A 25,560-nucleotide genomic window follows, 5' to 3' on the forward strand; every position below is an offset into this window, starting at 1 on the left:
TTCAGTACATAAAAAGCACAGCCAATTGGCTGTGCTTTTTAGTATTAGTCCTAACATACGTAAATTTAACGCTGCTAGCTCTGAACATAGCTCTGAGATAAATTCCCTACCCAGAGCCTCAGTTACTTAAAGACGAAACTAGGAAAAAGCGTTGTCGCTTAGCTCTTCTTGCATTTGATCGCGCATTTTAAATTTTTGCAGTTTACCTGTTACTGTCATTGGGTAGTTTTCTACGAAACGGATATGTCGTGGCATTTTAAAGTAGGCTAGTTTGTCTTTTAAAAACTCACGAATTGCTTGCTCATCAAGTACAGCATCTTCTTTTGGTTGGATCCAAGCGCACACTTCTTCGCCATACTTTTCATCGGTTATACCAAATATGGCAGCATCTTGAATGCCAGGGTAGGTGTAAAGTACTTCTTCTATTTCTCGAGGGTAAATGTTTTCGCCGCCGCGAATAATCATATCTTTTATACGCCCAACAATCGTAACAAACCCTTCTGTATCCATGACACCTAAATCGCCAGAGTGCAGCCAACCTTCGTCATCTATTGTGGCTGTTGTTTTAGCTTCGTCATTCCAATAGCAGCGCATTATGCCTGCACCTTTACTACACACTTCGCCAGGTTGACCAATTTTTTGAATGTTACCCAGCTCGTCAATTATTTTAACCTCGGTATGGGCAAGTGCGCGGCCAACCGTTGTTACTTGCCGCTCTATTGAAGAGTCTGTTTCGGTAATGTTGTTTATGGGGCTGCACTCCGTTTGCCCGTAAGCAATCAGTATTTGATGCATGTTCATTTGTGTTTGTACTTTGCGCATTACTTGCTCTGGGCATGTAGAGCCTGCCATTACACCCGTGCGTAAAGTACTTAGGTCATAATCGTTAAAGTTACTCAGCTCAAGCTCACTAATAAACATAGTAGGTACACCGTGCAGCGCTGTACATCCTTCTTGTTGAACTACATCAAGCGTGGTTTTTGCATCGAACGAATCACTAGGGTAAATGGCTGCTGCACCTTTACTAACACACAATAAGCTACCCAATACCATTGCAAAGCAATGATATAACGGGATAGGGATACATAACTTGTCATCGCTCGTAAAGTGCATAGATTCGGCGACGAATAGCGCATTATTTAAAATATTTTTATGAGTGAGCGTTGCGCCTTTTGGGTTGCCTGTTGTACCTGATGTAAATTGTATATTGATGTCTTGATCAGCATTTAAGTTTTCACCTATTGCTTTTAATTCAAGCTCATGAGCTGCTGTTGGCAAGTTAATAACATCATTAAAAGAGTGCATACCAGGAGATGCTTCATCGCCAATGCGGATTATATTTTTAAGAGTGGGTAGTGCTTTTAAATTAAGTGTGTACTTATCGCAAGTTGCAAGTTCTGGCGCTAAACCATTAAGCATTTCTAAGTAATCACTGCCTTTAAAATTTGATGCTGTGATTAGAGTTGAGCATTCAACACTATTTAAAGCATATTGTAATTCGTTAGGACGATATGCCGGGTTGATGCACACCATTATTGCGCCAATTTTTGCCGTTGCAAATTGGGTTAAGCACCACTCAATATTATTAGGAGACCAAATACCAATGCGCTCACCTGGTTTTACGCCAAGGGCAAGTAACCCCTTCGCAAGCTGATTAACTTCTTTTTGAAATTCTTTATACGTTAATCTAATACCTTGGTGATGAACTACAACAGCTAACGCCTCTGGCCTTTTGTCGACAATAAAGTCAAAGTACTCGCCTATAGTTGAATTTGTTAAAGGTGTGCTTTGTATACCTTTAAAGTAGCTTTGGGATAACGGCAAGTGATTTGTTTGCTCTACTTCTTTTACCGGGGTAGTGTGTGTGTGCATTGCTCTCTCCATGAAAATGTGTGTGAGTTATGTAAACTACAAAGTTAAAATAAACACATATTGTCGACAAAGAGAAGTGCAGTTAGACTAATGTATTATTAGATTAATAAAAGCTAATACTACTTTTTAGACACAAAAAAACGCGTCTTACAATGTAAGTACGCGTTTTTAAACGAGTAATGAGTTTACATTTCGTCGCTGCGGTATGTTTTTTTCATGATATAAACGTAAGCGTTTACAAAAGCATTTTCTTGGTACTTTTTAAGGCCTGTTTCTTCAAAATCAATAGGGATGGGGTTACGTTTTAACTGCTCTTTAACTTCAGTTGTAGTAAATAAACGTACATCTAAGTTGTCAATTAATTGAATTGCAGTTTCCATTTTAAAGCCTTTTGCACTGCCAGCAAATTTACCTTTAGGCTGACGCTCACGAATTGCAACAGAATCAATTTGGTAATCTTGCATTAGTTTTGCAAAATCGAATTGAAATTTACGCATTACTTCAGTGTCGTTACCGTTACCTAAGGTAAAGCGTGTTTGGCGCACATCGCGAATATCAAATACGTCATTATCTTTACTTAAAATACAAAGTAGTACATCACTACCGGTAATTTCTACACCACATGTTCTCATGTCTATTCTCTAAAATAACTTAATTACGCAGTATTATACGCAACGCACATTAAAATGCGAGTGTGGGTATAGCTGTAGGCGCGTAATTAATGCATTGATGCTTTTATATTTTAATAAAATGATTTTTTTGCTTTAAAAGCTACATTTTGTGGATAAAACGGGTCGATTTCACCCCTTTAAACTTGTAATTAAATGCGCGGCACGCGACAATATATCTTTGTAGTTGAATAGACTCCTCATCTACATATATTAGTCAATGCTTATTCGTAAAAGCGTTGTCGAGTCATTCTCATTTAATTTATTAAAAATACACGTGATACATTGTAGGTGTCACCACTGTAGCAAGGATTTATAATGCCAGTTATTACTCTTCCAGACGGAAGTCAACGTAGTTTTGAAAACCCTGTAAGCACGCTTGATGTTGCAAACGACATTGGTCCTGGTTTAGCTAAAGCGACCATTGCGGGCCGTGTAAATGGCGACCGTGTTGATGCATGTGATTTAATTAGTGATGACTCTCGTCTTGAGATCATTACCGCTAAAGACGATGACGGCCTTGAAATCATTCGTCACTCTTGTGCTCACTTAATCGGTCATGCAGTTAAGCAACTTTTCCCAGACGCAAAAATGGCAATTGGTCCTACCATTGATAACGGTTTTTACTACGATATCGATATGGAACACTCACTATCACAAGATGATCTTGAAGCAATTGAAAAGCGTATGCTGCAACTTGCAAAAACCAACTACGACGTAGTGAAAAAAACAGTAAGCTGGCAAGAAGCACGCGATACATTTGAAGCGCGTGGCGAAACATACAAAATAGAAATTTTGGACGAAAACATCGCTAAAGATGACCGTCCTGGGTTATATCATCACGAAGAATATGTAGACATGTGTCGTGGACCTCACGTTCCTAACATGAAATTTTGCCAAAACTTTAAAATAATGAAAGTGGCGGGTGCATATTGGCGTGGTGATTCAGAAAACAAAATGCTACAACGCATTTACGGCACCGCGTGGGGCGATAAAAAGCAACTTAAAGCGTATTTAAAGCGCCTTGAAGAAGCTGAAAAACGCGATCACCGTCGTATTGGTAAAGCGCTTGATTTATGGCATTGGCAAGAAGAAGCGCCAGGCATGGTATTTTGGCACAACGATGGTTGGAGCATTTACCGCGAGCTTGAAGAATTTGTACGTGAAAAATTACGCGAATATGAGTACGAAGAAGTAAAAGGTCCAATGATGATGGACCGTTCACTTTGGGAAAAGTCAGGTCACTGGGAAAAATATTCAGAAGCAATGTTTACCACTGAGTCTGAAAAACGTGAATACGCAATTAAACCAATGAACTGCCCTGGTCACGTGCAAATCTTTAACCAAGGTTTAAAATCGTACCGTGATTTACCACTTCGTATGGCTGAATTTGGTTGTTGTCACCGTAATGAACCATCAGGTGCACTACACGGTTTAATGCGTGTACGTGGCTTTACACAAGATGACGCTCACATTTTCTGTACCGAAGAGCAGATAATGGACGAAGTGTCAGCGTGTATTAAGATGGTTTATGATACATATGAAACATTCGGATTTGATAAGATTGTAGTTAAGCTATCTACTCGCCCAGAACAACGCATTGGTGAAGACCATATGTGGGATAAAGCAGAGCTTGCTTTAGCTGATGCACTTAAGCTAAACGATATTGAATTTGATTATCTTCCGGGCGAAGGCGCGTTTTACGGTCCTAAGATTGAATTTACTTTGTACGATTGTTTAGACAGAGCGTGGCAGTGTGGTACAGTGCAATTAGACTTTGCATTACCGGGTCGTTTAGGTGCTACTTATGTAGCAGAAAATAACGAGCGTCGTACACCTGTAATGATACATCGTGCTATTTTAGGTTCTATCGAACGCTTTATTGGCATTTTAACTGAAGAGTACGCTGGTTTATTCCCGACGTGGCTTGCACCAAAGCAAGTGGTAATTATGAATATTACCGATAAACAGGCTCCTTATGTTAAAGAAGTTGTACAAAAATTAAATAAACTTGGAATTAGAGCCGCTGCTGACTTGAGAAATGAGAAGATTGGCTTTAAAATCCGTGAGCATACACTGAAGCGTATTCCATATTTACTTGTTGTTGGCGATAAAGAAGTTGAACAGCAAGAAGTAGCAGTGCGTACTCGCACAGGTGAAGACCTTGGCAAATTTAATGTTGATGATTTTGTAGCTAAAATTAGTGAAGAAATTAAAAATCGACAGTAAAAATCGAGCGTGTAAGGCATTAACAAATAGCCATTTACACGCTTATATTATTGATATTCTTGGAGGAACGTACTATTAGAGGCGGCAAGAAAGGGCAACAAACAGCTCAAAAAAATCGTATTAACGAAGAAATTACAGCGCAAGAAGTTCGTTTAATTGACATTGAAGGCGAACAAGCTGGAATTCAGTCATTACAAGACGCGCAAACTATGGCCGATGCAGCGGGTGTTGATCTTGTTGAGATCAGTCCAAACGCTGAGCCGCCTGTTTGTAGAATCATGGACTACGGTAAGTTCATCTTTGAAAAAAGCAAAGAACTAAAAGAGCAGAAGAAGAAGCAAAAGCAAATCCAGATAAAAGAAATCAAATTCCGTCCTGGTACGGATGAAGGTGATTATCAGGTTAAGCTTCGCAACTTACGTAAGTTCTTAGAAGCTGGTGATAAAGCTAAGATTACTATCCGCTTCCGTGGTCGTGAAATGGCTCACCAAGAAATTGGTATAGAATTATTAAACCGTATCAAAGCCGATTTAGAAGAGCTTGCAGTAGTTGAGTCTTTCCCAAATCGTGTTGAAGGCCGCCAAATGGTTATGATGATGGCGCCTGTTGCTAAAAAATAATTTTTAAGCGATAATACGCACCGAAATTAGCTCAGGTCTGCAAGCAATATGCGAATATTCACCTGAGTTAACCGGTCTTAAAGCAAGATTGCGGCATTTATGTTGGGTCTTCACCGGAACATGGCAGTAAGTTAGGCCTAAAAGTGGAGCTATAGAAATATATCTCACGCCTGCTTACTAATTTAAAAGCAATACAATTGGAGTTATTGCAATGGCTTATAAGCTAAAAAGTCACAGTGGCGCTGCTAAGCGTTTCAAAAAGACTGCTTCTGGCGGTTTCAAGCGTAAACAAGCGCATCTTCGTCATATTCTGACTAAGAAAACTTCTAAGCGTAAGTTACACCTACGTCCTAAGATGATGGTTCATAAAAATGACCATGGTCTAGTTTCACGTATGTTACCGTTCGCTTAATAGGGGTTTTTAGAAATGGCAAGAGTTAAACGCGGCGTTGTCGCACGTGCACGTCACAAAAAAGTTTTAAAACAAGCAAAAGGTTACTACGGAGCACGTTCACGTGTTTACCGCGTAGCTTTCCAGGCTGTTACTAAAGCGGGTCAATACGCTTACCGTGACCGTCGTGCGAAGAAACGTACTTTCCGTCAATTATGGATTGCACGTATCAATGCTGCTTCACGTCAAAATGGTCTGTCTTACAGCCGTTTTATCAATGGTCTTAAAAAGACTTCTGTAGAAATCGATCGCAAGATCCTTGCAGATATCGCTGTTTACGACCAAGTTGCATTCGCAGCGCTTGTAGAAAAAGCAAAAGAAGGCCTAGCCGCTTAAGCTTTTTTATATAAGTATTAAAAAGGAGCCTATGGCTCCTTTTTTTGTGCCTGTAATTTAGTAACTTAACCCAATGAGTAATACTAATTCGCTTAATTAAATGATCTATTTTGAGGGCGGAAAAACGTGTTGATAGCTAGGTAAAAAATTCGCTATTTAGTTGTTCTCGGCAATTGCTCCTGCATTGCTCTACCTTCTGCATCCATGCAGTCATAAATGAGAGTTTTTTAACGCAGGTAGCGACATGTTTAGCCCCGCAAAATGATTAAGTATTATTGCACATTGGTATAATACTTAATAAGGTTATAAAGCCTAAAAAAACAGGTGTGAATGATTGAAATGTATTTTGCTGCATTTTTTTGTTGAATCACCGCAGTTTCCTCATTATAAAAAATTTAGTTGATATAATTTATATAATTAAGGCGTTTGTTAGAGAATTATATGTTTGCAAGTTTACTAATTTTATCTGCAAGTGTGGCGTATGACGCACACTTACCTCCACTCATTGAGTGGCAGGGGAAAAGCGTAGAGCTTTTACAAAAACAAGGCCCGTTAACTACTGACTTTGAGTTATCTGCAGGTGAAGCGTCGCCCGATTATGCAAATACAATGGCATTTGTAGATAGGTTAGTTGCTGCAAACCCTACTCAGTTTCAATCTCAAACCATTGGCTATAGTAATAGTAAACGCGCAATAAAAATGTTGATTGCCAGTGAACAAGGCTTTTTTGAAGCAAGGCAAATGGCTAATAGCACTAAGCCAACTATTTTTATTCAGGCAGGAATACATTCTGGTGAAATAGACGGTAAAGATGCCATGTTTATGTTACTCAGAGATATAGCGACGGGCAAGCGCCGTGACATTTTAAAAAAGGTAAACATATTATTTATTCCTATTTTAAATGTAGATGGCCACGAACGTAGCAGTGCATTCAATCGTATTAATCAAAGGGGCCCTGCAAAAATGGGCTTTAGAACAAATGCTAATAACCTTAATTTAAATCGTGATTTTACTAAATTAGATACCCCAGAAGTTAGAAGTGTTTTAAAGGTTATTAACGACTACAACCCAAATTTATACATTGATGTACACGTTACCGACGGCGCAGATTACCAATACGATGTGACTTATGGTTACAATCCGGTATTTTCGAGCGAATCGCCTGCGGTATCAGATACATTAAACCAGTTTTTTAAACCTCTCATTGACGATACGCTAGCGAAGCAAGGACACATCCCAGGACCACTTGTTTTTGTTATGGACAAGCGCGACTTTAAAAAAGGGTTAGCGGGCTGGGTTGCTACGCCACGTTTTTCAAATGGTTGGGGGGATTTAAAGTCATTGCCGACTATTTTAGTCGAAAATCATTCATTGAAGCCTTACAAGCAACGTGTATTGGGAACTTATGTATTTTTAGATGGTGCTATTACTGCGCTATCAAAGCACAGTCATGAATTAGCTAATGCAGTAAAAAAAGAACAAGAATTTGTTCCTAAACAGTTAATAGTAAAGCGTGGCTATGCCAAGCAAGCTGATACGATTGCGCAGTTTAAAGGTATTGAATATTCATCAAGCATGAATTCACTTTCGGGTCAAAATGAAGTGAAGTATTTGGGTAAAACACATACATATACTGACTTACCTATTTATTGGCAAAAAGATGTACAACATACAGTTGAAGTACCTAAAGCTTTTTTTATTCCGCCTGTATATAGCAACATTATTGAGAAACTAAAGTTACATGGTGTCTCTATTAATAAACTTGAAGGGGCAAACACACAGCCTTTGAAAGTTGCAAAGGTGGCTGACTACACGTTTGATAAAGCACCATTTGAAGGGCGTTTTAGAGTATCAGCAACTTTTGATTACGTCCCTGCTATAAATGTTGATTTAGATGGTTGGTATCAAGTCAATACTCAACAAAAAGCAGGTGAGCTTGCTGTGCATTTATTGCACCCAGAAGCTCCTGATTCATTTTTTGCGTGGGGTGAGTTTAATACTATTTTTCAGCGTACCGAGTACATGGAAAACTATGCGCTAATTCCGTATGCACGCCAAATGCTAAAAGATAACCCAAAGCTTGCGCTTAAGTTTGATGAAAAACTTAAAGATAAATCATTCGCGAGTGACGCAGAAGCTCGATTAAACTGGTTATATGAACAAAGTCCATTTTATGATCAAGCGTACTTAAAGTATCCAATACTTATGTCATTCGAAGAAGAAGTTGTTATTCCAGATCAAAAAAGTAAAGAAATTTAATATGGAAATCATAACTATACCTGTCACTGCCTTTGCACAAAACAGCCGTATTATTTGGTGTAGCGAAACTAAACACGCTGTGGTTATCGACCCAGGTGGCGACACTGATAAAATAATAACGGTCCTTAATGAGCATAAACTAGCATTAAGTGCTATTTGGTTAACGCACGGGCATTTAGATCATGTGGGTGGGGCTGATATTTTACGAAATCAATTTAACGTACAAATTATTGGTCCACAAAAAGATGAGTACTTTTGGTTTGAAAACTTACCTATGCAAGCACAGATGTTTGGATTTAAACCCATTGAACCGTTTTATCCGGATATTTGGCTAAACCATAATGACACCGTGAGCGTAGGTAAACTTAGCTTTTTAGTGAAACATTGCCCGGGGCATACACCCGGTCATATAGTGTTTTACCAACCAGACTATGAGTGCGTTATTGTCGGTGACGTTATTTTTAAAGGCTCAGTAGGGCGCACTGACTTTCCTAAGGGGAACAGTGAACAACTTATAGAGTCGATTAAGACGCATATTTTAACCTTACCTGATAATACTAAAATATTGGCAGGACATGGTAGCGACACTACGGTGGGGTTTGAAAAGAAAACAAATCCTTTTGTAAGTGGTAAGTTTGGTTAAGTTGCTTATTTTAAGTTTACAAACTGCATAAACATTAAAAATAAGCAGACTGAGTTTTAAAATGGTTGTATAATTTAACCAGTTTATTTGATAAATAAGAAATAAAATGTCTCTAAATCACGTAGATCGCCAAATATTGGCACTTTTACAACAAGATGCTAGTTTATCAACCGCAGAAATTGCAGATAAAGTAGGCTTGTCTCAATCTCCATGCTGGCGTCGAATCGCTAAGCTAGAGCAAGATGGTTATATAAAAAGCAAAGTGGCTCTTTTAGATGAGAAAAAACTTGGCTTTGATATGCTTGTATATGCACATGTGCGTTTATCAAATCACGGTAAAAAGAATCTTGCTGAGTTTGAAAAGCTGATCATGAGCTACGACGAGGTAACAGAGTGTTACACTATGGCTGGTACCATGGACTTTATGCTACGCATAATTTCACAAGGCATAGAAGGGTATGAGCATTTTGTGCGCGATAATTTACTAAGCTTAGAATACGTCCAAGAAGTACATTCTAATGTAACAATGACATGTGTAAAACGCAGTACTTCCCTTCCTTTGTAAAAGCACTTCTTTTAAAAGCTAAACCATTTTTAGTTTAGCTTAACCACATAATGATAATTGTTAACTGAGCGCTAATTTGGTAGAATTTAGCGCTTTTTTTGATACCCATTACACCATTTGAGGACCTCAATGTTTAACTTACTCAGTAGGGCGCCTAGCTCTGCTAAAAACGATATTCTATCTGGATTAACTGTGGCGTTAGCCTTAGTCCCAGAAGCAGTTGCGTTTGCCTTTGTTGCAAATGTAGAACCTTTGGTTGGTCTATATGCCGCGTTTATCGTTGGTTTAATTACGGCTATTTTTGGTGGTCGCCCTGGTATGATTTCAGGTGCAACCGGTGCACTAGCTGTTGTTATGGTAAGTTTAGTGCTTGATCACGGTGTTGAGTATCTATTTGCAACTGTGTTGCTGATGGGAATACTGCAAATTCTCGCGGGTGTATTTAAGCTCGGTAAGTTTATCCGTATGGTTCCTCATCCGGTAATGCTTGGTTTTGTAAACGGGTTAGCAATTGTTATATTTTTAGCTCAGCTAGGGCAGTTTAAAGTGCCAGATGGTATGGGCGGACAAGAATGGATGACAGGTAATCCATTATTTATCATGCTTGGCTTAGTTGCATTAACCATGGCAATAATCCACTTTTTGCCAAAATTGACTACAGCAGTGCCTTCATCTCTAGTTGCTATTGTAACTGTAACTGGATTAGTGATTGGATTTGATTTAGAAGCGCATACAGTATTAGATTTCTTAAAAGGAATGACTGGAGACGAAGCTGCAACAATCGCTGGCGGCTTGCCTGAATTTCATATTCCTATGGTGCCGTTTACTTTCGAAACGCTACAAATTATTTTTCCTTATGCACTTATTTTAGCGGCTATTGGTTTAATTGAATCATTATTAACGCTTAGCTTAATTGATGAGATTACAGAAACCCGTGGTCATAGTAATAAAGAATGTATTGGTCAAGGTGCTGCAAATATTACCTGCGGTATGTTTGGTGCAATGGGTGGTTGTGCAATGATTGGTCAATCAATGATCAATATAAATTCAGGTGGTCGCTCTCGTTTATCAGGTATAAGCGCTGCACTTATGCTACTTGGTTTTATTATTTTTGCCTCTAGCTTAATTGAAATGATCCCATTAGCTGCACTTGTTGGTGTTATGTTTATGGTAGTACTTGGTACATTTGAATGGGCAAGCTTTAAAATGATGAAGCGCGTACCATTATCTGATGCATTTGTAATTGTTCTTGTGTCGGGCGTGACGGTTATTACTGATTTAGCGATTGCTGTATGTGTGGGTGTTATTGTATCGGCTCTAGTATTTGCTTGGCAGCATGCGAAGCAGATATATACAACTAACTACATTGATCAGGAAGGCGCTAAGGTGTACGAACTACATGGTCCGTTATTCTTTGGCTCTGTTAAAAACTTTTCTGAGTTATTCGATGTGAAAAATGATCCTAAAAATGTGATTGTTGAATTTAAACACAGCCGCGTATCTGACCACAGTGCAATAGAAGCAATTGATACACTTGCTGACAAATACACAAAAGCAGGTAAACAACTTCATTTACGTCACTTAAGTAAAGACTGTACGCAGTTGCTTCATAAAGCACGAGATTTAGTTGAAGTGAATGTGATTGAAGATCCAACCTACAAAGTAGCATCAGATAAACTAGCTTAATTTACACAAGGCTATTGATATTTAAAAAGCGGAAGGCGGATAACCTTTCGCTTTTTTAGTGTCTCGACTATTTGTTTGCGGTAAGACTCTTAAAAAGCAAGGCAAGCTGTAGTGCTATGCAAACTCATAAATCTATATAATAAGACTACCTAATTTTGTGAAAATTAGCCCTACATAGGTAAAAATAATAAAAATAACAAACGCCTATTTTATGGAATTAGCTTTAACCATACGGAGTAAACATCTATTTTGAACTGGCAATCTTTAGTCGATAACAGGCAACGTTTTTTTTGGCTTTTGCAAATCGCGGGCTGGATTGGTTACGCGTTAGTAAATTATATCGGCTCTAAAGTATTTGAAATGCGTGATATATATGTATTTGTTATTTTATTGAATGCTTACGCTGGTTGTTTGATGACAGTGCCGCTTAGGTATATTTACCGTAAAATTTGGAATGCCTCGCCCTGGGTGTTAATGATTGTAGTATTTGGTGCCTCTTATATAACGGGCACTCTATGGGCTGTCGTTCAAAAATTCAATCTATGGGAAATATACCGCCATGGTTATAGACCAGAGGAGTGGTTTTATTACCTGCAGCAAGGTTTAGATTCGGTTTATATTATTTTATGTTGGAGTGGTTTGTACTTTGGCGTTAAATATTATCAGTTATTACAAAGTGAGCGACAAAAAGCGTTAAAGGCCACAACGATGGCACACGAAGCGCAACTAAAAATGCTCAGGTATCAGCTCAACCCCCATTTTTTATTCAATACACTTAACGCTATTTCTACTTTAATTTTGGTTAAAGAAAACAAAGATGCTAACTTAATGGTAGCAAGGTTAAGTGACTTTTTACGTTACACACTTAATACCGATCCAATTAAAAAAGTACCGCTTGAGCAAGAGCTACATGCTCTCATGCTTTATTTAGAAATAGAGCGCGTCCGTTTTGATGAGCGATTGAAAGTAAATGTAGATATTAGCGAGCAAGCAAAAGAGGCTTTAGTACCGAGCTTAATTTTGCAACCAATTATAGAAAACGCGATTAAATATGCCATTGCCCATCTGACAGAAGGTGGTGTAATTGATATTAAAGCACAAGTATTTGCGAATGAATTATTACTAGAAGTGGGTGACAACGGCCCAGGCACTGAAATACTTGATGGCCAATTAGTTAACGCTCAAGGTGTAGGTGTTGCTAACACCAAAGATAGATTAAAAACGTTGTATGAAAATAATTATTCGTTTGTATTATCACATAATACGCCAAGTGGATTAAAAGTTAATCTGCGAGTACCTTTTGAGAAGGCTGTGAAAAATGACTAAAATAAAAACACTCATTGTTGATGATGAACCGTTAGCGCGAAAAGGTTTAGCGGTAAGACTTGAAGAATATTCTGATATTGAAGTAATTAAATTGTGTAGTTCAGGCGCTGATGCAATTGAAATGTGCCAAAGCGAGAAAATCGATTTGGTTTTTTTAGATATTCAGATGCCAGGTATGAATGGCTTTGAGGTGGCAAGAGCGCTTAGCGAAAGTACAAAAGTACTACCTGCTATTGTATTTGTAACTGCTTTTGATCAGTTTGCTGTAAAAGCATTTGAAATTCATGCTCTCGATTACATTTTAAAACCCGTTGATGATAACAGATTAAAACAGGCGGTAGAAAAAGTGCATACTTATTTAAAAACGCAGCAAGACAACGCCCATAAGAAAAAACTAGCGAGTTTTGTAGCCGGTATTACTGGTAATAATTGCGAAGAAATATTAAAAAAATTAGCCACTGGCGATACCTTAACAGATAGACGTTACCCAGAATCGCTTGCAGTAAAAGAGCAGGGTGAAATTATACGGGTACCTGTAGCGACTATCCAATGGGTTGATGCTGCAGGTGACTATATGTGTTTACATTGTGAAGATGGACAAACGCATATACTTCGTAAAACAATGAAAGAGCTTGAGCAAGAGCTAGACCCTCAGTTATTTGTGCGTGTACACCGCAGTGCGATAGTAAACACAAAACAAATTAGTAAGCTGGTTACACAAGTAAGTGGCGAGTATTTATTAGTACTTGAAAACGGACAAGAATTAAAAGTGAGCCGTAGCTATCGAGATAAGGTTAAAGCGGCATTAGCAAGTTAAAGCCAACGCTTTTATTACAGGTACAAAAAATGCGAGCTAAGCTCGCATTTTTTATATTTAGTAATTATACCAATCCGCAACAATACTTAGTTATTTTGCGGGGCTAACGTGTCGCTACCTGTGTTAAAAAATTCTCATTTACGACTGCATGGATGCAGAAGGTAGAGCAATGCAGGAGCAATTGCCGAGAACAACTAAATAGCGATTTTTTGAATAGCTATCAACACGTTTTTCTATCCTCAAAATAGGTCACTTAATTAAGCGAATTGGTATTAATTATGCGACAGTTACAATTTTCATTGTGTTAGTTGCTCCCACAGTTTCCATTGAGTCACCGTGAGTAATAATTACTGTATCGCCAGACTGTAAAGAACCTTGAGAAACTAAAGTATCAAGTGCCGCTTTTACCATACCGTCTTTTTCAGTTTTTGTAGAATCAAAAAATACTGGGTAAACACCACGATAAAGTGCTGTTTGACCTAATGTACTCGCATGGCGTGAAAGCGAGTAGATTGGTAAGCCAGAGCTGATACGTGACATTAATTTAGCCGTGCTACCAGATTCAGTAAGCGTGATGATAGCTTTAACAGAATCTAAGTGATTAGCTGCATACATAGCAGAAAGTGCGATAGATTCTGCATTGTTAGAAAAACGACTATCTAAACGATGCTTAGAAACATGCGTTTCTTTTTGAGATTCAGCACCTAAACAAACACGTGCCATAGTTGCAACAGTTTCTTCAGGGTAATCACCAGCAGCTGTTTCAGCTGAAAGCATTACAGCATCTGTTCCATCAAGAACAGCATTTGCAACATCCATAACTTCTGCACGTGTAGGCATAGGGTTATCGATCATCGATTCCATCATTTGCGTTGCTGTTACTACAGTACGGTTTAATGAACGAGCACGACGAATAATTAGTTTTTGCTTGCCCATAAGAGCTGCATCACCAATTTCAACACCTAAATCACCACGGGCAACCATTACAGCGTCAGACGCTAGAATGATGTCATCAACAGCTTCTTGTGTTTCAACGGCTTCAGCACGTTCAATTTTTGCAAGTAGTTGTGCTTTTGAACCAGCAGCTTCAGCAAGTGAGCGTACGTAGCGCATATCGTCGCCACTACGTGGGAATGATACGGCAATGTAATCTACGTCAATTTCAGCGGCAGTTATTAAATCTTCTTTATCTTTTTCAGTAAATGCTGGAGCAGTTAAGCCACCACCTAAACGGTTAATACCTTTATTGTTAGATAAAACACCGCCAACAGTTACAGTACAATGTACTAAGTGCCCAGCTACTTCATCAACAGTTAGTTGAATAAGGCCGTCATTTAGGAGTAGTAAGTCGTTAGGGCTAACGTCGTTAGGTAATTCTTTATAATCAATACCTACAGAGTTAACATCGCCTTCGCCTTTTTCCATTTTTGCATCAAGAGTGAACTTTGCACCCACAGAAAGCGTTACTTTACCTTCTTTAAAAGTAGAAACGCGGATTTTAGGGCCTTGAAGGTCAGCAAGAATAGCAATATGCTTGCCTAATTTTTTTGCAATATCGCGTACAGCTTGCGCACGGTCTTTATGATCTTGGGCAACACCATGTGAGAAGTTTAAACGTACTACATTAGCCCCAGCGATAATAATTTTTTCTAAGTTGTTATCTCTATCGGTAGCAGGTCCAAGGGTAGCGACTATTTTCGTGCGTCTTAGCATCAATTTCTCCTGTTTGCTTGGTGAAAGCATGTTGACGTTATTTTGTTGAATTAAAATATCTATATTAGATTAAAATATTTTAATTATGTGCAAACTTCAAAGGTTTGCCACTATTTTATACAAAACTATTGTGTCATCATTATGACACCGGTGTCAGAATGCGTCAATGATCTTAATTTCAATTAGCGTTGCTTTTAGTCACCCCGAGAGCATTGATGTTTGATATAATTACGTAGCTTATTTATCTGTAATAAAAAAGCATGTTGTATGGGCTCATAGTTAGTATTTTATGACTGTATGAGTATAATGCACGCGGTATTATTTAATTTATACACTGAATTTTCTAACCAAATAGTTGTTACCGAGGAGGACACTAGATGCAAGTTGCATTAGTAGGGTTAGGCGTTATGGGAAAAAATCTTGCCCTAAACTTGATTGAAAAAGGGATAACGCTAGTCGCTTATGATAAAAACCCACATGCGGGTGAAGAGTTACTAAGTTGTGCCAAATCACAAGGCATGGCTGATAGGCTTCACATTGTCTCTGATTTAAGTGACATGGTAAGGCGTTTAGAGGCACCTCGTTCTATTTTATTACTTGTTCCTGCTGGTGAGTTAGTTGATACAGTTTGTAATGAACTTGTAGAGGCCGGCGTTAATTGTAACGATATGATAGTCGATTGCGGCAATAGTAATTATAAAGACGGTATAACGCGTAAACTCAAATACCAAAATAAATTTGAATTTGCCACTATGGGAATTTCTGGCGGTGCAGAAGGCGCTCGCCATGGTCCTGCAATGATGGCAAGTGGTTCTGAAGGTGGTTGGGAACGTATTGAGCCATGGTTTGAAAAAGTAGCTGCTAGCTATAATGGCGATTCATGTTTTGCACGTGTTGGCCAATCAGCAAGTGGTCATTTTGTAAAAATGGTTCACAACGGTATTGAATACGCACTGATGCAACTTATTGCAGAAGTGTACCAATTACTTCGTTTAGGTACTAATCGTTCTCCAAAAGAAGTAGCTGAGATATTTAATGACTGGTCAGAAGGTCAATTAAATAGTTACTTACTGTCTATTTCTAGCCATATATTGTCACTTGAAAATCATAATAATGTACCGCTTGCGGACTTAATTGATAATAAAGTTGGCGCTAAAGGCACTGGTCTTTGGACTGCGCAAAATGCACTCGAACTTGGTATTGCTGTCCCTTCACTTGTTGCTGCTGTTCAAGCTCGTCATTTAACTAATGCATGCAACACAACGGCTGCACAAGAGATGACATATGCATCTAAATCAACGAACAATGTTGAAATTGATTTAGAAGAGCTAAAAGACGCGTTCTTACTTGCAAGCTTACTTGCGTATCGTCAAGGTTTAGCGCTAATTAAAGGTGCATCACGTACTCATCAGTGGAAAGTAGATTTATCTAAAACGCTTCAAACATGGCGCGCTGGTTGTATAATCCGTGCTGACTACCTTGATAGCGTTGCACAAGGTGTTGAATTTATTGACACTCTTGAAAAAGAGTCTAACTCTTTGCGCAAAATTACCGGTCAAGCAATAATGACTGGTTTAGCATTCCCTGTATTGGGAGCTACACAAACGTATTTAGCAACATTAACTACACCGAGTAATGGGCATTTAGTTCAAGCCCAGCGTGATTACTTTGGTGAGCATGGCATAAAAACCCACAGTGGTGAAATGTGTCATTTAACTGATTTAGTAGATATAGACGCTAAAGTTAGATAAAAAACAGTTGTTTAAAACGATAAAGGCACGCTATTTAGCGTGCCTTTTGTATTTTTAGCCCGTAAAAATTAACGGCTTAACTCACCACGCAAGTTATCTTGCATTAAATGACGAATCGTTTCGACTTCAAGCTTTTGGCTAAATAAATAATGTAACTTAGTTAAACATGCTTCAAGGGTCATATCGTACCCACTTATTACACCAATATTTAATAGCGCATTACCTGTTGCATAGCCACCCATGTTTACATGACCTTTTAAACACTGAGTTAAGTTAACAATTACGACGCCACGTTTACTTGCTTCTTCGAGTATTGACAAAAAGCTCGGATCTTGTGGTGCATTACCTACACCAAAACTCAGTAGCACCAGTGATTTAATATTGCCATTGACCAAGCTTTTAACTACCTCTTGGCTAATGCCAGGATACAAATAAAGCACCCCGATAGGTTGAGGTGTAATAGGTGTAACTTGCAGCTCATTTTCAACATATGGGCTAAGCTGCCCCTTAATAAGTTGAATATTAATACCCGATAACGCTAAGGGGTCTAGATTCGGCGAGGCAAAAGCATTAAACCCATCCGCGTGTGCTTTAGTTGCTCTATTACCTCTAAACAGTTGGTTATTAAAAAAGAGACTTACTTCAGCAATAGGATAATTTGCAGCTAAATACATGGCATTAAGTAAGTTTACTTGGCCATCAGAACGTAATTGTGAGAGCGGAATTTGTGAGCCGGTTACAATCACTGGTTTAGTCAAATTTTCGAACATAAATGACAGCGCTGAGGCTGTATACGCCATAGTATCAGTGCCATGGAGCACCACAAAACCATCATAATCTTGGTATTTATCTTTGATATCATTAGCAATGAGTTGCCAATGCTCTGGTGACATGTCTGAAGAATCTATAAGAGGGCAGTATTCGTGAATATCAAACAAAGGCATTTCATCACGATTAAATTCTGCGTTATTCACTACGGTTTCTGTTAAAAAACCTTCAGCTGGAATATAGCCTCGACTCGATTTTTTCATACCTATAGTACCGCCAGTATAAGCGATATAAATGCGTTTACGTTTCATAAAAAAAGCCCAGTAAAAAAACTGGGCCTAGTATAACGTTAAGCAGCTTTAAATACAGCTGATTAGGTGAAGCTATGCACTTTTATTGTGCAACGTTACACACTAAACAGCGTGCGTATACACCTTGTGGATCGTTGTAATCTTTAAGGTTTTCAACTTCAGTACTTAATTGGTTAATAACACTTTGTAAATTAGCTTGTGTTGCTAACACAGATGTTTTTTGTGTTTGCAAACCAAGCATTGATTTAATAGACGCATTACCAAAAATGTTTTGAATCATTTTTTCTTGCGAGCTTAAATCTTGTTTAATAGTTTTAACTTCATAATGATTAAGCTTGGCAAGTGCAGCAGCGGCTTCAATCGCACCTTGTTTGTCGCCTAGCTTATCAACCAAACCTAGTTCAAGTGCTTGAGATGCAATCCATACACGGCCTTGGGCAATTTTGTCAACCTGCTCAGGCGTCATATTACGCGCATCAGCAACAACATTTAAAAAGCGACCGTATGCTTCCTCAACGTTCATTTGAATTACTTGACCCATCTTTTCATTTAGTGGACGAGTGATAGAAAAGCCAGCCATTTCGGTTGTTGCAACGCCATCTGAATAAACACCAATTTTCGATAAGGTTTTCTCAAATGTCATAAACGTACCAAATACACCAATTGAGCCTGTAATTGTACTTGGTGCTGCCCAAATTTCGTTTGCAGCAGAGGCAATCCAATAACCACCTGATGCAGCCACAGAACTCATTGAAGCAATAACAGGTTTACCAGCAGCCTTAAGGGCTAATACTTCAGCACGAATAACTTCAGAGGCAAACATACTACCGCCACCAGAGTCTATACGTAGTACAACCGCTTTAACTTTATCATCTAGGCGTGCTTTACGAAGTAGGGCGGCTGTAGAGTCACCCCCAATTTCGCCTGCTTTACGCTCACCATCAACAATCGTACCTTTAGCAACAACTACCGCTACTTTTTCGGTAATAGGGTTATCAATTTCAATAGGCGGTTTAATTAAGCTTAAGTATTCACGAAATGAAACTTGCTTAAATGTCTTACCATCTTCTTGTGTGCCTACTAAATCAATTAATTGTTTACGAACTTGCTGATTTGTTTTTAAAGAGTCAACCCACTGGTGATCAAGTGCATATTTACCTGCATCGCCATCGGCAGCTTTCATTTTTTCTAGATATACGTCCATTGTTTCGTCAAAATTTGACTCATCAAACGGGCGAACAGCGGCAACATCTTGTTTGTATTCGCTCCAAAGAGCGCCTAACCAAACGCGGTTAGCTTCTTTAGCTGCTTCAGACATGTCGTTACGAATAAAAGGTTCTACTGCTGACTTAAATGTACCAACACGGAAAATATGCTGCGTTACTTCAAGCTTTTCAAGTGCATCTTTAAAGTAAAGCGGGTACATGCCATAACCTTCAATACCTACGCTGCCGTATGGGTGCATAGCTATTTCGTCAGCATGCGATGCAATATAGTATTGTGCTTGAGTATAGTAATAACCCGATGCAATTACTTTTTTGCCAGCTTGCTTGAAGGCATCAATAGCCTTTGTAATTTGCTTAAGTTTATTTAAATGTGCTTTAGGCATCTCTTGTAAATCAAGCAATATCACCGAGATACGATCGTCTTTAGTCGCTTCGTTTATTACTTCAACAATATCGTCGAGTAATATTTCGCTTGGTGCTTCAGAACCAGAAGTTGCATCACTAATTGCGGCTTCAACTGGGTCTATATATGTTTTCTCTTCAACAATAGGGCCATTTAAGTTAAGCCTGAGTACAGAGCCATTTTCAACTATTATTTGATCATCGTCACTTGAGAGTGACACAAAGAAAACAATTACCAGTAATAAAAACAAAATGTTTAGTATTAAGCGACGAGAAAAATTAATTCCAGCCCAAATACCTTTAAATACCTTTGCTATCAAAATAGCTCCTTAATTTGGTACAGTTAATACATTAGTTCCATCTTAGCCTAGAATAAAAATAAATTTAACTGCTAAATCGTAACGAAGTGTTTATGAACCTATATAAACGTAAGTTTTTACAGCTATTTTTAATTAAATGCATGCACATATTGCTTATTACTTGCCATTAAAGCAGAATTAGCTAATGTATACAGGTTAGACCAGTTAACGGGGCACAAGATGTTAGAACAACAATTACAACTAAAACACACACAATTACGTAACCGCTTGGTTATGGGCTCAATGCATACAGGCCTTGAAGAGGGCTGGCATAACCGCAAACGCTTACGTGCATTTTATGAAGCACGTGCAAAAGGTGGCACCGCGATGTTAATTACAGGCGGATACAGCCCTAATTTACGTGGCAAGCTAACACCTATTTCTTCCTCATTTAATAGTTATTACGATGTGTTTAAGCATCGCGCTTACACAGATGCTGTGCATAAACACGGTGGAAAAATTTGTTTGCAATTATTACATGCTGGACGTTATGCATACCATCCTTTCAATCAAGCACCAAGTGCAATAAAAGCACCTATTAATCCTTATAAACCTAAAGCGATGTCGCTTGGCTCGATTAAAAAAACAATTAAAGACTTTGCGCATTCTGCCTATATGGCTGAAAAAGCCGGCTACGATGGCGTAGAAGTCATGGGTTCTGAAGGGTATTTGATTAATGAGTTTATGGCGCCTCATACCAATAAACGCGATGATGAGTTTGGTGGCAGCTTAGAAAATAGAATGCGACTTGCACTTGAAATAGTTAAAGCTGTAAGAGCAAAAGTATCTGAAAAATTCTTAATTATTTTTAGATTGTCGGTCATTGATTTGATTCCAAACGGTTCAACACCAGAGGAAGTTGTTATTCAGGCTACCGAACTTGAAAAAGCGGGTGTTGATATATTTAACACTGGTATTGGTTGGCACGAAGCGCGTGTACCGACTATTGCGAGTATGGTGCCACCGGGTGCATTTAAAGAAGCATCAAAGCGTTTAAAAGACGTAGTTAATGTCCCTGTGATTGCTGTTAACCGAATTAATACTCCAGAAATTGCTAACGATATTTTAAATGCAGGCGAGGCTGATTTAATTTCGATGGCACGTCCATTATTAGCTGATCCTGATTTTTTTAATAAGTACGTAAACAATCAATCTAAACAAATCAATATTTGTATTGGCTGTAACCAGGGTTGTCTAGATCACGTATTTAAAAATAAACGTGCTACGTGTTTAGTTAATCCACAAGCTGCATTTGAGCTAGATTACCCGCTAGAGCAAGCAGCTAAAGCTAAAAATGTATTAGTTGTCGGTGCAGGTCCTGCTGGTTTATCAGCAAGTTGTTACTTGGCTCAAAAAGGGCATAACGTCACGTTAATTGATCAAAAATCGCAAATGGGCGGTCAATTTAATTTAGCCATGCAAATACCGGGTAAAGAAGACTTTAACCATACACTTACTTACTTCACTAATGAGCTCGAGCGATTAAAAGTAACTGTGGAGCTTAGCAAAGCTTACGACGATTCAATGCTTAAAGATTATGATGATATTGTTTTTGCAACAGGCGTTAGGCCGCGTGAAGCCTCTATTAAATGTAGTGATGATAAGCGTGTGTTTGCTTATGACGAAGTCATACGCGGCGAAGTAGAACTGGGCAAATCAATCGCTATTTTAGGTGCTGGCGGTATTGGTTTTGATATGGTTGCTTTTTTAAGTGAACATAAATCACAATCTATTAGCGAGTTTAAAACGCAATGGGGGATTGAGTGTGATGCACAACCTCATAAAGACGAGCGCCAATTGTATATGTTAAAACGCAGTTCGGGTCGTTTTGGTAGTGAGCTTGGTAAAACCACTGGTTGGATACATCGCCAAGTTGCTAAACAGCATGGTGTTAAACAAATTGCTGACTGCCAATATCAAAGTTTTGATAAGAATGGGTTAACAATTAATGTTGCTGGAGAAGTTCAAGTACTGCCGGTAGATACTGTTATTGCGTGTATTGGTCAGGTTTCTAATAGCGAAGTGCTAGAAGGTTACACAGATAACACAAAAGTGCATGTGATAGGCGGAGCTAAATTGGCTGCTGCAATTGATGCTAAACGCGCTATTTTTGAAGCTCTACAAGTGGCGAGAAGTATTTAACCTTTGTAAATAAATTGAAATAGTTTATCAATCTATACGGTCTTTTTTGTTTATAGTCTATAACTTAATAAACATTGAACACACAGGATACGCATGAATAAACTAATCAGTTTTTATAACACAATATTGGGTAAACTATCGTTTTTAGATGGTTTACCTGCTTTACTATTTCGCTTAATTTTAGCTCCCGTTATGATCATCGCAGGTTATAACAAACTTGCTATAAGTACTGAAACAGAAGGCTTTCTAAATAACTTTTTAGCATCGCCTGATGTCGTTCAATGGTTTGGTAATAGTGAATGGGGTTTAGGCTTACCGTTTCCTGATTTACTAGCCTTCTTAGCTGGATGGAGTGAATTTTTAGGTGGTTGGTTGTTATTATTTGGCCTTTTAACTCGCTTAGTCAGTATCCCGCTTATGTTCACAATGGTTGTAGCGGCTACTTCAGTACATTGGCATAACGGGTGGTTTGCAATAGCGCCGACTAATCCAGAAACAAGTGCTGCGCAAGTACTTGATTGGTTATCTATCCCAGGTGCAAAAGAAAGCCTCGAAAACTCATTAGAAGTACAAGACAGGATAGGAAAAATTCGAGACTTAGTTGAAGAGCACGGCTTACCTGATTACCTATACGAAAAAGGTAAACCATCTATTTTAAATAATGGCATAGAATTTTCGGCAATTTATTTTGCTATGCTCTTAAGTTTATTTTTTATGGGCGGTGGGCGTTTTGTTAGTTTTGATTACTGGTTAAAGCGAAACGTTATAAAAAAATAGCGCATTAAATGTATTTTATTAACGGCTGCATAGTTGACCCTTTGCGGCCGTTTTGCATTTTAATTTCTCGGTATTTATTATTTAAGGTTTTAAATGTTACTCTATCGTTTTGAATTTTGAGGAATCGTTATGAACGCTATCGAGCTTTTACTTACTCGCCAATCAGACTCTAAACTAACAGAGCCGGGCCCTACGCCTGAGCAGCTCGACATAATTAAGCAAGCAGCATTACGTGTTCCTGATCATGGCTGTATAGCACCGTGGCAGTTCATCATTGCTCAAGGTGATGCACGCAATAAACTGGGTGAAATTTACCATCAAAGTGCAGTGGCAGAGCAACAGACAGAAAAAGTAATTAACCGTGCTAAAGAGCTTCCCCTTCGTGCGCCTATGATTGTAATAGCAATTGCTAAATATCAAGAACACCCAAAAGTTCCTCGTATCGAGCAGGTACAAAGTGCAGGCTGCAGTGTATTAGCAATGCAACAAGCTGCATTTGCTCAAGGTTTAGGTGGTGTTTGGCGCACAGGTTACTTTGCACAAAGTAGAGCAGTCAAAAAAGCGCTTAACTTACATGAGCAAGATGAAATTGTAGGGTACTTATACATAGGTACTCCTCAAGTCGAGTGTAAAAAGTCACCTCGCCATAAACCAGAACATTATTTTAGTAATTTGTGAAATAGTATGAACTTTATGCAATTTGCATAGTCATAATTCATTAAGGTTACTAAGAGTAATATAAAAGAGTTAGTGGTTTGGCTGTGAGAAGCGCTTGGAAGCACAAAAGTTAATAATTCTTCTTCAGTTTGTTTTTTAATCGGTTGTTTTTTGATACATTATGGAAAGTCTTAATAAAAATAACGATAAAGAAGACGAAAACAATGGGAAATTTATTTTTACAGGAAAAAGAAAACTGGCTTGCGTGGTCAATTTGGGGAATTGTTGGTGCTTTTGTAACCTTGTATGTTGCAATGAGTACAAATGCAGCGCATTTTATAGCAGGCTCTGCAATAGGTATGCTAATACTGTTAACTTTGTGGATGCAACAGTCTAAACGTTTTGACTTTGGACGGGCATTTAAAGTGTGTTGTTATGTTTTAGCGCTAAGTGTACTCCCCGCTTTTATGTTTGTAATAGTGCCAAGTGATGATTTAAATCGATTTGACTTAATTTTTCAAAGTGTAACATTCGCGGCATTGAGTTTATTGGCTTGTTTAATTTGTTCTTGGATTGCTCGCAGGCCTAAACAATATTATTGAGTATTGAATTAATAAGCGTGTTGAAGTAATTAGCTTAACAAAAGAGCAATGTGACTTGTTTTTAATCGTTTAATTATTATTTACGATTAATTTATATTTAGCTCTTTACAAGTAACACGTTTAACCATATTATTCGCGCCGTACGGAGAGATGGCAGAGTGGTCGAATGCACCGGTCTTGAAAACCGGCATGGGTTTATAGCCCATCTAGGGTTCAAATCCCTATCTCTCCACCATTATTTAAAAAAACCGCCTTATAGGCGGTTTTTTGCTTTGTGGAGTTTAATTAATGACTAAAGCAACGAACCTATCAACCTCACAGCTATTAATAAAACATCTTTTATTATGGGTGGTATTTGGTTACTGCTATCAAAGTGCTATTAGCTTGTTGGCAAAAATGGCGGTCGACGCACAGCCAGAATATCCATTAATTACCGCTTTTGCTTATGGTCTTGGTTTTAATATTTTGGCTGCCCATCTTATTACTAAATATGATAAACATTGGCCAGTAATTGGCTCTGCTTTTATTGGTTTAGTAGGCTTAGTTGCAGTGCCATTTTTATTGTCTGGTGAATCTGGATTATTAGCTATTCCTTTACTTGTTGGAATTTTATTCACTTTACCGCTTTGTAGTTATATTGTTGGCCTAATTAAGCTAAAACTCAGCAAAAACTAGCCCCAAACGGGGTTTATTTTGTGATAGCATATACGTGTCTTTTAACTAACAAAACGTGAAAAACACATTATGTCAGATAATTTTACTACAGATGCTGAAAAAGCAAGTTACGGTATTGGCTTACAAATGGGTGAGCAACTTAAGTCTAATCCTTTTGAAGGCTTAAACCTAAATTCAGTATTTGAAGGCATGAAAGATGCGTACGCTGGTAGCGCATTTCAAGTTGAGATCCCTGAGATTCAAGCTGCATTCGAAAAGATTAACGAAGAGATCCAAGCTCGTCGTGAAGAAGAATCTAAAGTACTTTCTGCCGAAGGTATTGCATTCTTAGAAGAAAACGCAAAACGTCCTGAAATCACAGTAACTGAGTCTGGTCTTCAATACGAAGTACTAGCGACTGGCGAAGGCGAAAAGCCAACAGCTGAGTCTACAGTACGCGTTGATTACCACGGTACACTAATTAACGGTACTGTGTTTGATAGCTCATACGAGCGCGGTCAACCAGCTGAATTTCCAGTTGGTGGCGTGATCAAAGGCTGGACTGAAGCATTACAAATGATGCCTGTAGGTACTAAATGGCGTATCTACGTTCCTCATGAGCTTGCTTATGGTGAACGTGGCGCAGGTGCTGCAATCGCACCTTTCTCAACGCTTGTATTTGACGTTGAACTACACGAAATCATTTCTTAATTTAAATAAATTTTA

22 protein-coding genes and 1 tRNA gene are annotated in these 25,560 nt (G+C 38.5%); 18 read left to right on the plus strand and 5 right to left on the minus strand.

Annotation, left to right across the window (positions count from 1 at the left end; genetic code table 11):
* Positions 1 to 138: 138 nt before the first annotated feature.
* Together H5117_RS02775 and H5117_RS02780 are read right to left on the minus strand one after the other, a co-directional pair.
* A complete protein-coding gene (locus tag H5117_RS02775; RefSeq protein ID WP_182736092.1) occupies positions 139 to 1,872 on the minus strand; it encodes an AMP-binding protein in 1,734 nt (577 codons plus the stop codon).
* A gap of 185 nt (positions 1,873 to 2,057) precedes the next feature.
* A complete protein-coding gene (locus H5117_RS02780; protein ID WP_002960715.1) occupies positions 2,058 to 2,504 on the minus strand; it encodes a DUF3010 family protein in 447 nt (148 codons plus the stop codon).
* A 354-nt stretch (positions 2,505 to 2,858) separates the two neighbouring features.
* Between H5117_RS02780 and thrS the strand changes: the two genes are divergently transcribed.
* The 10 genes from thrS (at position 2,859) to H5117_RS02830 (ending at position 13,472) form a co-directional block, all read left to right on the plus strand.
* Entirely contained in the window at positions 2,859 to 4,769 is a 1,911-nt protein-coding gene (gene thrS / locus H5117_RS02785; protein WP_182736093.1) for a threonine--tRNA ligase, read from the plus strand.
* 59 nt (positions 4,770 to 4,828) lie between these two features.
* The gene (infC, locus tag H5117_RS02790) at positions 4,829 to 5,389 is read left to right on the plus strand and encodes a translation initiation factor IF-3 (protein WP_002960714.1); all 561 of its coding nucleotides are present in this window, start codon (positions 4,829 to 4,831) and stop codon (positions 5,387 to 5,389) included.
* A 211-nt stretch (positions 5,390 to 5,600) separates the two neighbouring features.
* Positions 5,601 to 5,801, plus strand: a complete 201-nt coding sequence (gene rpmI, locus H5117_RS02795; RefSeq protein WP_002960713.1) for a 50S ribosomal protein L35 — start codon at positions 5,601 to 5,603, stop codon at positions 5,799 to 5,801.
* 15 nt (positions 5,802 to 5,816) lie between these two features.
* On the plus strand, positions 5,817 to 6,176 hold the full coding sequence (gene rplT, locus H5117_RS02800; RefSeq protein ID WP_002960711.1) for a 50S ribosomal protein L20: 360 nt from the start codon (positions 5,817 to 5,819) through the stop codon (positions 6,174 to 6,176).
* A gap of 441 nt (positions 6,177 to 6,617) precedes the next feature.
* On the plus strand, positions 6,618 to 8,435 hold the full coding sequence (locus tag H5117_RS02805; protein ID WP_182736094.1) for a M14 family metallopeptidase: 1,818 nt from the start codon (positions 6,618 to 6,620) through the stop codon (positions 8,433 to 8,435).
* Between the two features lies 1 nt (position 8,436).
* Positions 8,437 to 9,078 (plus strand): MBL fold metallo-hydrolase, encoded by a 642-nt coding sequence (locus tag H5117_RS02810; RefSeq protein WP_182694046.1) that lies wholly within the window; start codon positions 8,437 to 8,439, stop codon positions 9,076 to 9,078.
* A 106-nt stretch (positions 9,079 to 9,184) separates the two neighbouring features.
* Entirely contained in the window at positions 9,185 to 9,643 is a 459-nt protein-coding gene (locus H5117_RS02815) for an Lrp/AsnC family transcriptional regulator (RefSeq protein WP_002960703.1), read from the plus strand.
* A 129-nt stretch (positions 9,644 to 9,772) separates the two neighbouring features.
* Complete coding sequence (locus H5117_RS02820; protein ID WP_024596640.1) at positions 9,773 to 11,329, plus strand: SulP family inorganic anion transporter; 1,557 nt, start codon at positions 9,773 to 9,775, stop codon at positions 11,327 to 11,329.
* 249 nt (positions 11,330 to 11,578) lie between these two features.
* A complete protein-coding gene (locus H5117_RS02825) occupies positions 11,579 to 12,655 on the plus strand; it encodes a sensor histidine kinase (protein ID WP_024596641.1) in 1,077 nt (358 codons plus the stop codon).
* Positions 12,648 to 13,472 carry a LytTR family DNA-binding domain-containing protein gene (locus tag H5117_RS02830; protein WP_024596642.1) on the plus strand — a complete coding sequence of 275 codons (825 nt, stop codon included), beginning with the start codon at positions 12,648 to 12,650 and terminating at the stop codon, positions 13,470 to 13,472. The genes H5117_RS02825 and H5117_RS02830 overlap by 8 nt, the downstream gene beginning before the upstream one ends.
* A gap of 276 nt (positions 13,473 to 13,748) precedes the next feature.
* On the opposite strand, the gene pyk is transcribed toward H5117_RS02830, so the two are convergent.
* Positions 13,749 to 15,185: a pyruvate kinase gene (gene pyk / locus H5117_RS02835; RefSeq protein WP_024596643.1), complete on the minus strand. Its 1,437-nt coding sequence runs from the start codon at positions 15,183 to 15,185 to the stop codon at positions 13,749 to 13,751.
* Positions 15,186 to 15,562: 377 nt separating this feature from the next.
* Between pyk and gndA the strand changes: the two genes are divergently transcribed.
* The gene (gene gndA / locus H5117_RS02840) at positions 15,563 to 16,936 is read left to right on the plus strand and encodes an NADP-dependent phosphogluconate dehydrogenase (protein WP_024596644.1); all 1,374 of its coding nucleotides are present in this window, start codon (positions 15,563 to 15,565) and stop codon (positions 16,934 to 16,936) included.
* Positions 16,937 to 17,004: 68 nt separating this feature from the next.
* Here gndA and ansA read toward each other — a convergent pair whose 3' ends face one another.
* Positions 17,005 to 18,015 carry an asparaginase gene (gene ansA, locus H5117_RS02845; RefSeq protein WP_002962901.1) on the minus strand — a complete coding sequence of 337 codons (1,011 nt, stop codon included), beginning with the start codon at positions 18,013 to 18,015 and terminating at the stop codon, positions 17,005 to 17,007.
* 82 nt (positions 18,016 to 18,097) lie between these two features.
* Positions 18,098 to 19,963: a signal peptide peptidase SppA gene (gene sppA, locus H5117_RS02850; RefSeq protein ID WP_182736095.1), complete on the minus strand. Its 1,866-nt coding sequence runs from the start codon at positions 19,961 to 19,963 to the stop codon at positions 18,098 to 18,100.
* A gap of 219 nt (positions 19,964 to 20,182) precedes the next feature.
* On the opposite strand from sppA, the gene H5117_RS02855 reads away from it, so the two are divergent.
* The 7 genes from H5117_RS02855 to H5117_RS02885 all read left to right on the plus strand — a co-directional run bounded on the left by H5117_RS02855 (position 20,183) and on the right by H5117_RS02885 (position 25,545).
* Positions 20,183 to 22,144, plus strand: a complete 1,962-nt coding sequence (locus tag H5117_RS02855) for an FAD-dependent oxidoreductase (protein WP_182736096.1) — start codon at positions 20,183 to 20,185, stop codon at positions 22,142 to 22,144.
* 93 nt (positions 22,145 to 22,237) lie between these two features.
* Entirely contained in the window at positions 22,238 to 22,921 is a 684-nt protein-coding gene (locus H5117_RS02860; protein ID WP_182724310.1) for a DoxX family protein, read from the plus strand.
* Between the two features lie 129 nt (positions 22,922 to 23,050).
* A complete protein-coding gene (locus H5117_RS02865; protein WP_138489000.1) occupies positions 23,051 to 23,599 on the plus strand; it encodes an NAD(P)H nitroreductase in 549 nt (182 codons plus the stop codon).
* A gap of 203 nt (positions 23,600 to 23,802) precedes the next feature.
* Positions 23,803 to 24,180, plus strand: a complete 378-nt coding sequence (locus H5117_RS02870; protein ID WP_024596649.1) for a hypothetical protein — start codon at positions 23,803 to 23,805, stop codon at positions 24,178 to 24,180.
* 144 nt (positions 24,181 to 24,324) lie between these two features.
* Positions 24,325 to 24,415 (plus strand) — tRNA-Ser (locus tag H5117_RS02875).
* Between the two features lie 53 nt (positions 24,416 to 24,468).
* Entirely contained in the window at positions 24,469 to 24,855 is a 387-nt protein-coding gene (locus H5117_RS02880; RefSeq protein ID WP_024597253.1) for a hypothetical protein, read from the plus strand.
* A gap of 69 nt (positions 24,856 to 24,924) precedes the next feature.
* Entirely contained in the window at positions 24,925 to 25,545 is a 621-nt protein-coding gene (locus H5117_RS02885) for an FKBP-type peptidyl-prolyl cis-trans isomerase (protein WP_002962890.1), read from the plus strand.
* The last annotated feature ends 15 nt before the right edge of the window (positions 25,546 to 25,560 follow it).

This window comes from Pseudoalteromonas sp. SG45-1, assembly GCF_014164135.1.
GTDB lineage: Bacteria > Pseudomonadota > Gammaproteobacteria > Enterobacterales > Alteromonadaceae > Pseudoalteromonas > Pseudoalteromonas distincta.

Coding starts and splice junctions, on each gene's coding strand:
- thrS (WP_182736093.1), top strand. CDS start 2,859: ATGCCAGTTATTACTCTTCCAGACGGAAGTCAACGTAGTTTTGAAAAC.
- H5117_RS02860 (WP_182724310.1), top strand. CDS start 22,238: ATGAATAAACTAATCAGTTTTTATAACACAATATTGGGTAAACTATCG.
- H5117_RS02880 (WP_024597253.1), top strand. CDS start 24,469: ATGACTAAAGCAACGAACCTATCAACCTCACAGCTATTAATAAAACAT.
- H5117_RS02810 (WP_182694046.1), top strand. CDS start 8,437: ATGGAAATCATAACTATACCTGTCACTGCCTTTGCACAAAACAGCCGT.
- H5117_RS02865 (WP_138489000.1), top strand. CDS start 23,051: ATGAACGCTATCGAGCTTTTACTTACTCGCCAATCAGACTCTAAACTA.
- H5117_RS02820 (WP_024596640.1), top strand. CDS start 9,773: ATGTTTAACTTACTCAGTAGGGCGCCTAGCTCTGCTAAAAACGATATT.
- rplT (WP_002960711.1), top strand. CDS start 5,817: ATGGCAAGAGTTAAACGCGGCGTTGTCGCACGTGCACGTCACAAAAAA.
- H5117_RS02870 (WP_024596649.1), top strand. CDS start 23,803: ATGGGAAATTTATTTTTACAGGAAAAAGAAAACTGGCTTGCGTGGTCA.
- gndA (WP_024596644.1), top strand. CDS start 15,563: ATGCAAGTTGCATTAGTAGGGTTAGGCGTTATGGGAAAAAATCTTGCC.
- H5117_RS02805 (WP_182736094.1), top strand. CDS start 6,618: ATGTTTGCAAGTTTACTAATTTTATCTGCAAGTGTGGCGTATGACGCA.
- H5117_RS02780 (WP_002960715.1), bottom strand. CDS start 2,504: ATGAGAACATGTGGTGTAGAAATTACCGGTAGTGATGTACTACTTTGT.
- H5117_RS02815 (WP_002960703.1), top strand. CDS start 9,185: ATGTCTCTAAATCACGTAGATCGCCAAATATTGGCACTTTTACAACAA.
- H5117_RS02830 (WP_024596642.1), top strand. CDS start 12,648: ATGACTAAAATAAAAACACTCATTGTTGATGATGAACCGTTAGCGCGA.
- rpmI (WP_002960713.1), top strand. CDS start 5,601: ATGGCTTATAAGCTAAAAAGTCACAGTGGCGCTGCTAAGCGTTTCAAA.
- H5117_RS02855 (WP_182736096.1), top strand. CDS start 20,183: ATGTTAGAACAACAATTACAACTAAAACACACACAATTACGTAACCGC.
- H5117_RS02885 (WP_002962890.1), top strand. CDS start 24,925: ATGTCAGATAATTTTACTACAGATGCTGAAAAAGCAAGTTACGGTATT.
- ansA (WP_002962901.1), bottom strand. CDS start 18,015: ATGAAACGTAAACGCATTTATATCGCTTATACTGGCGGTACTATAGGT.
- H5117_RS02775 (WP_182736092.1), bottom strand. CDS start 1,872: ATGCACACACACACTACCCCGGTAAAAGAAGTAGAGCAAACAAATCAC.
- pyk (WP_024596643.1), bottom strand. CDS start 15,185: ATGCTAAGACGCACGAAAATAGTCGCTACCCTTGGACCTGCTACCGAT.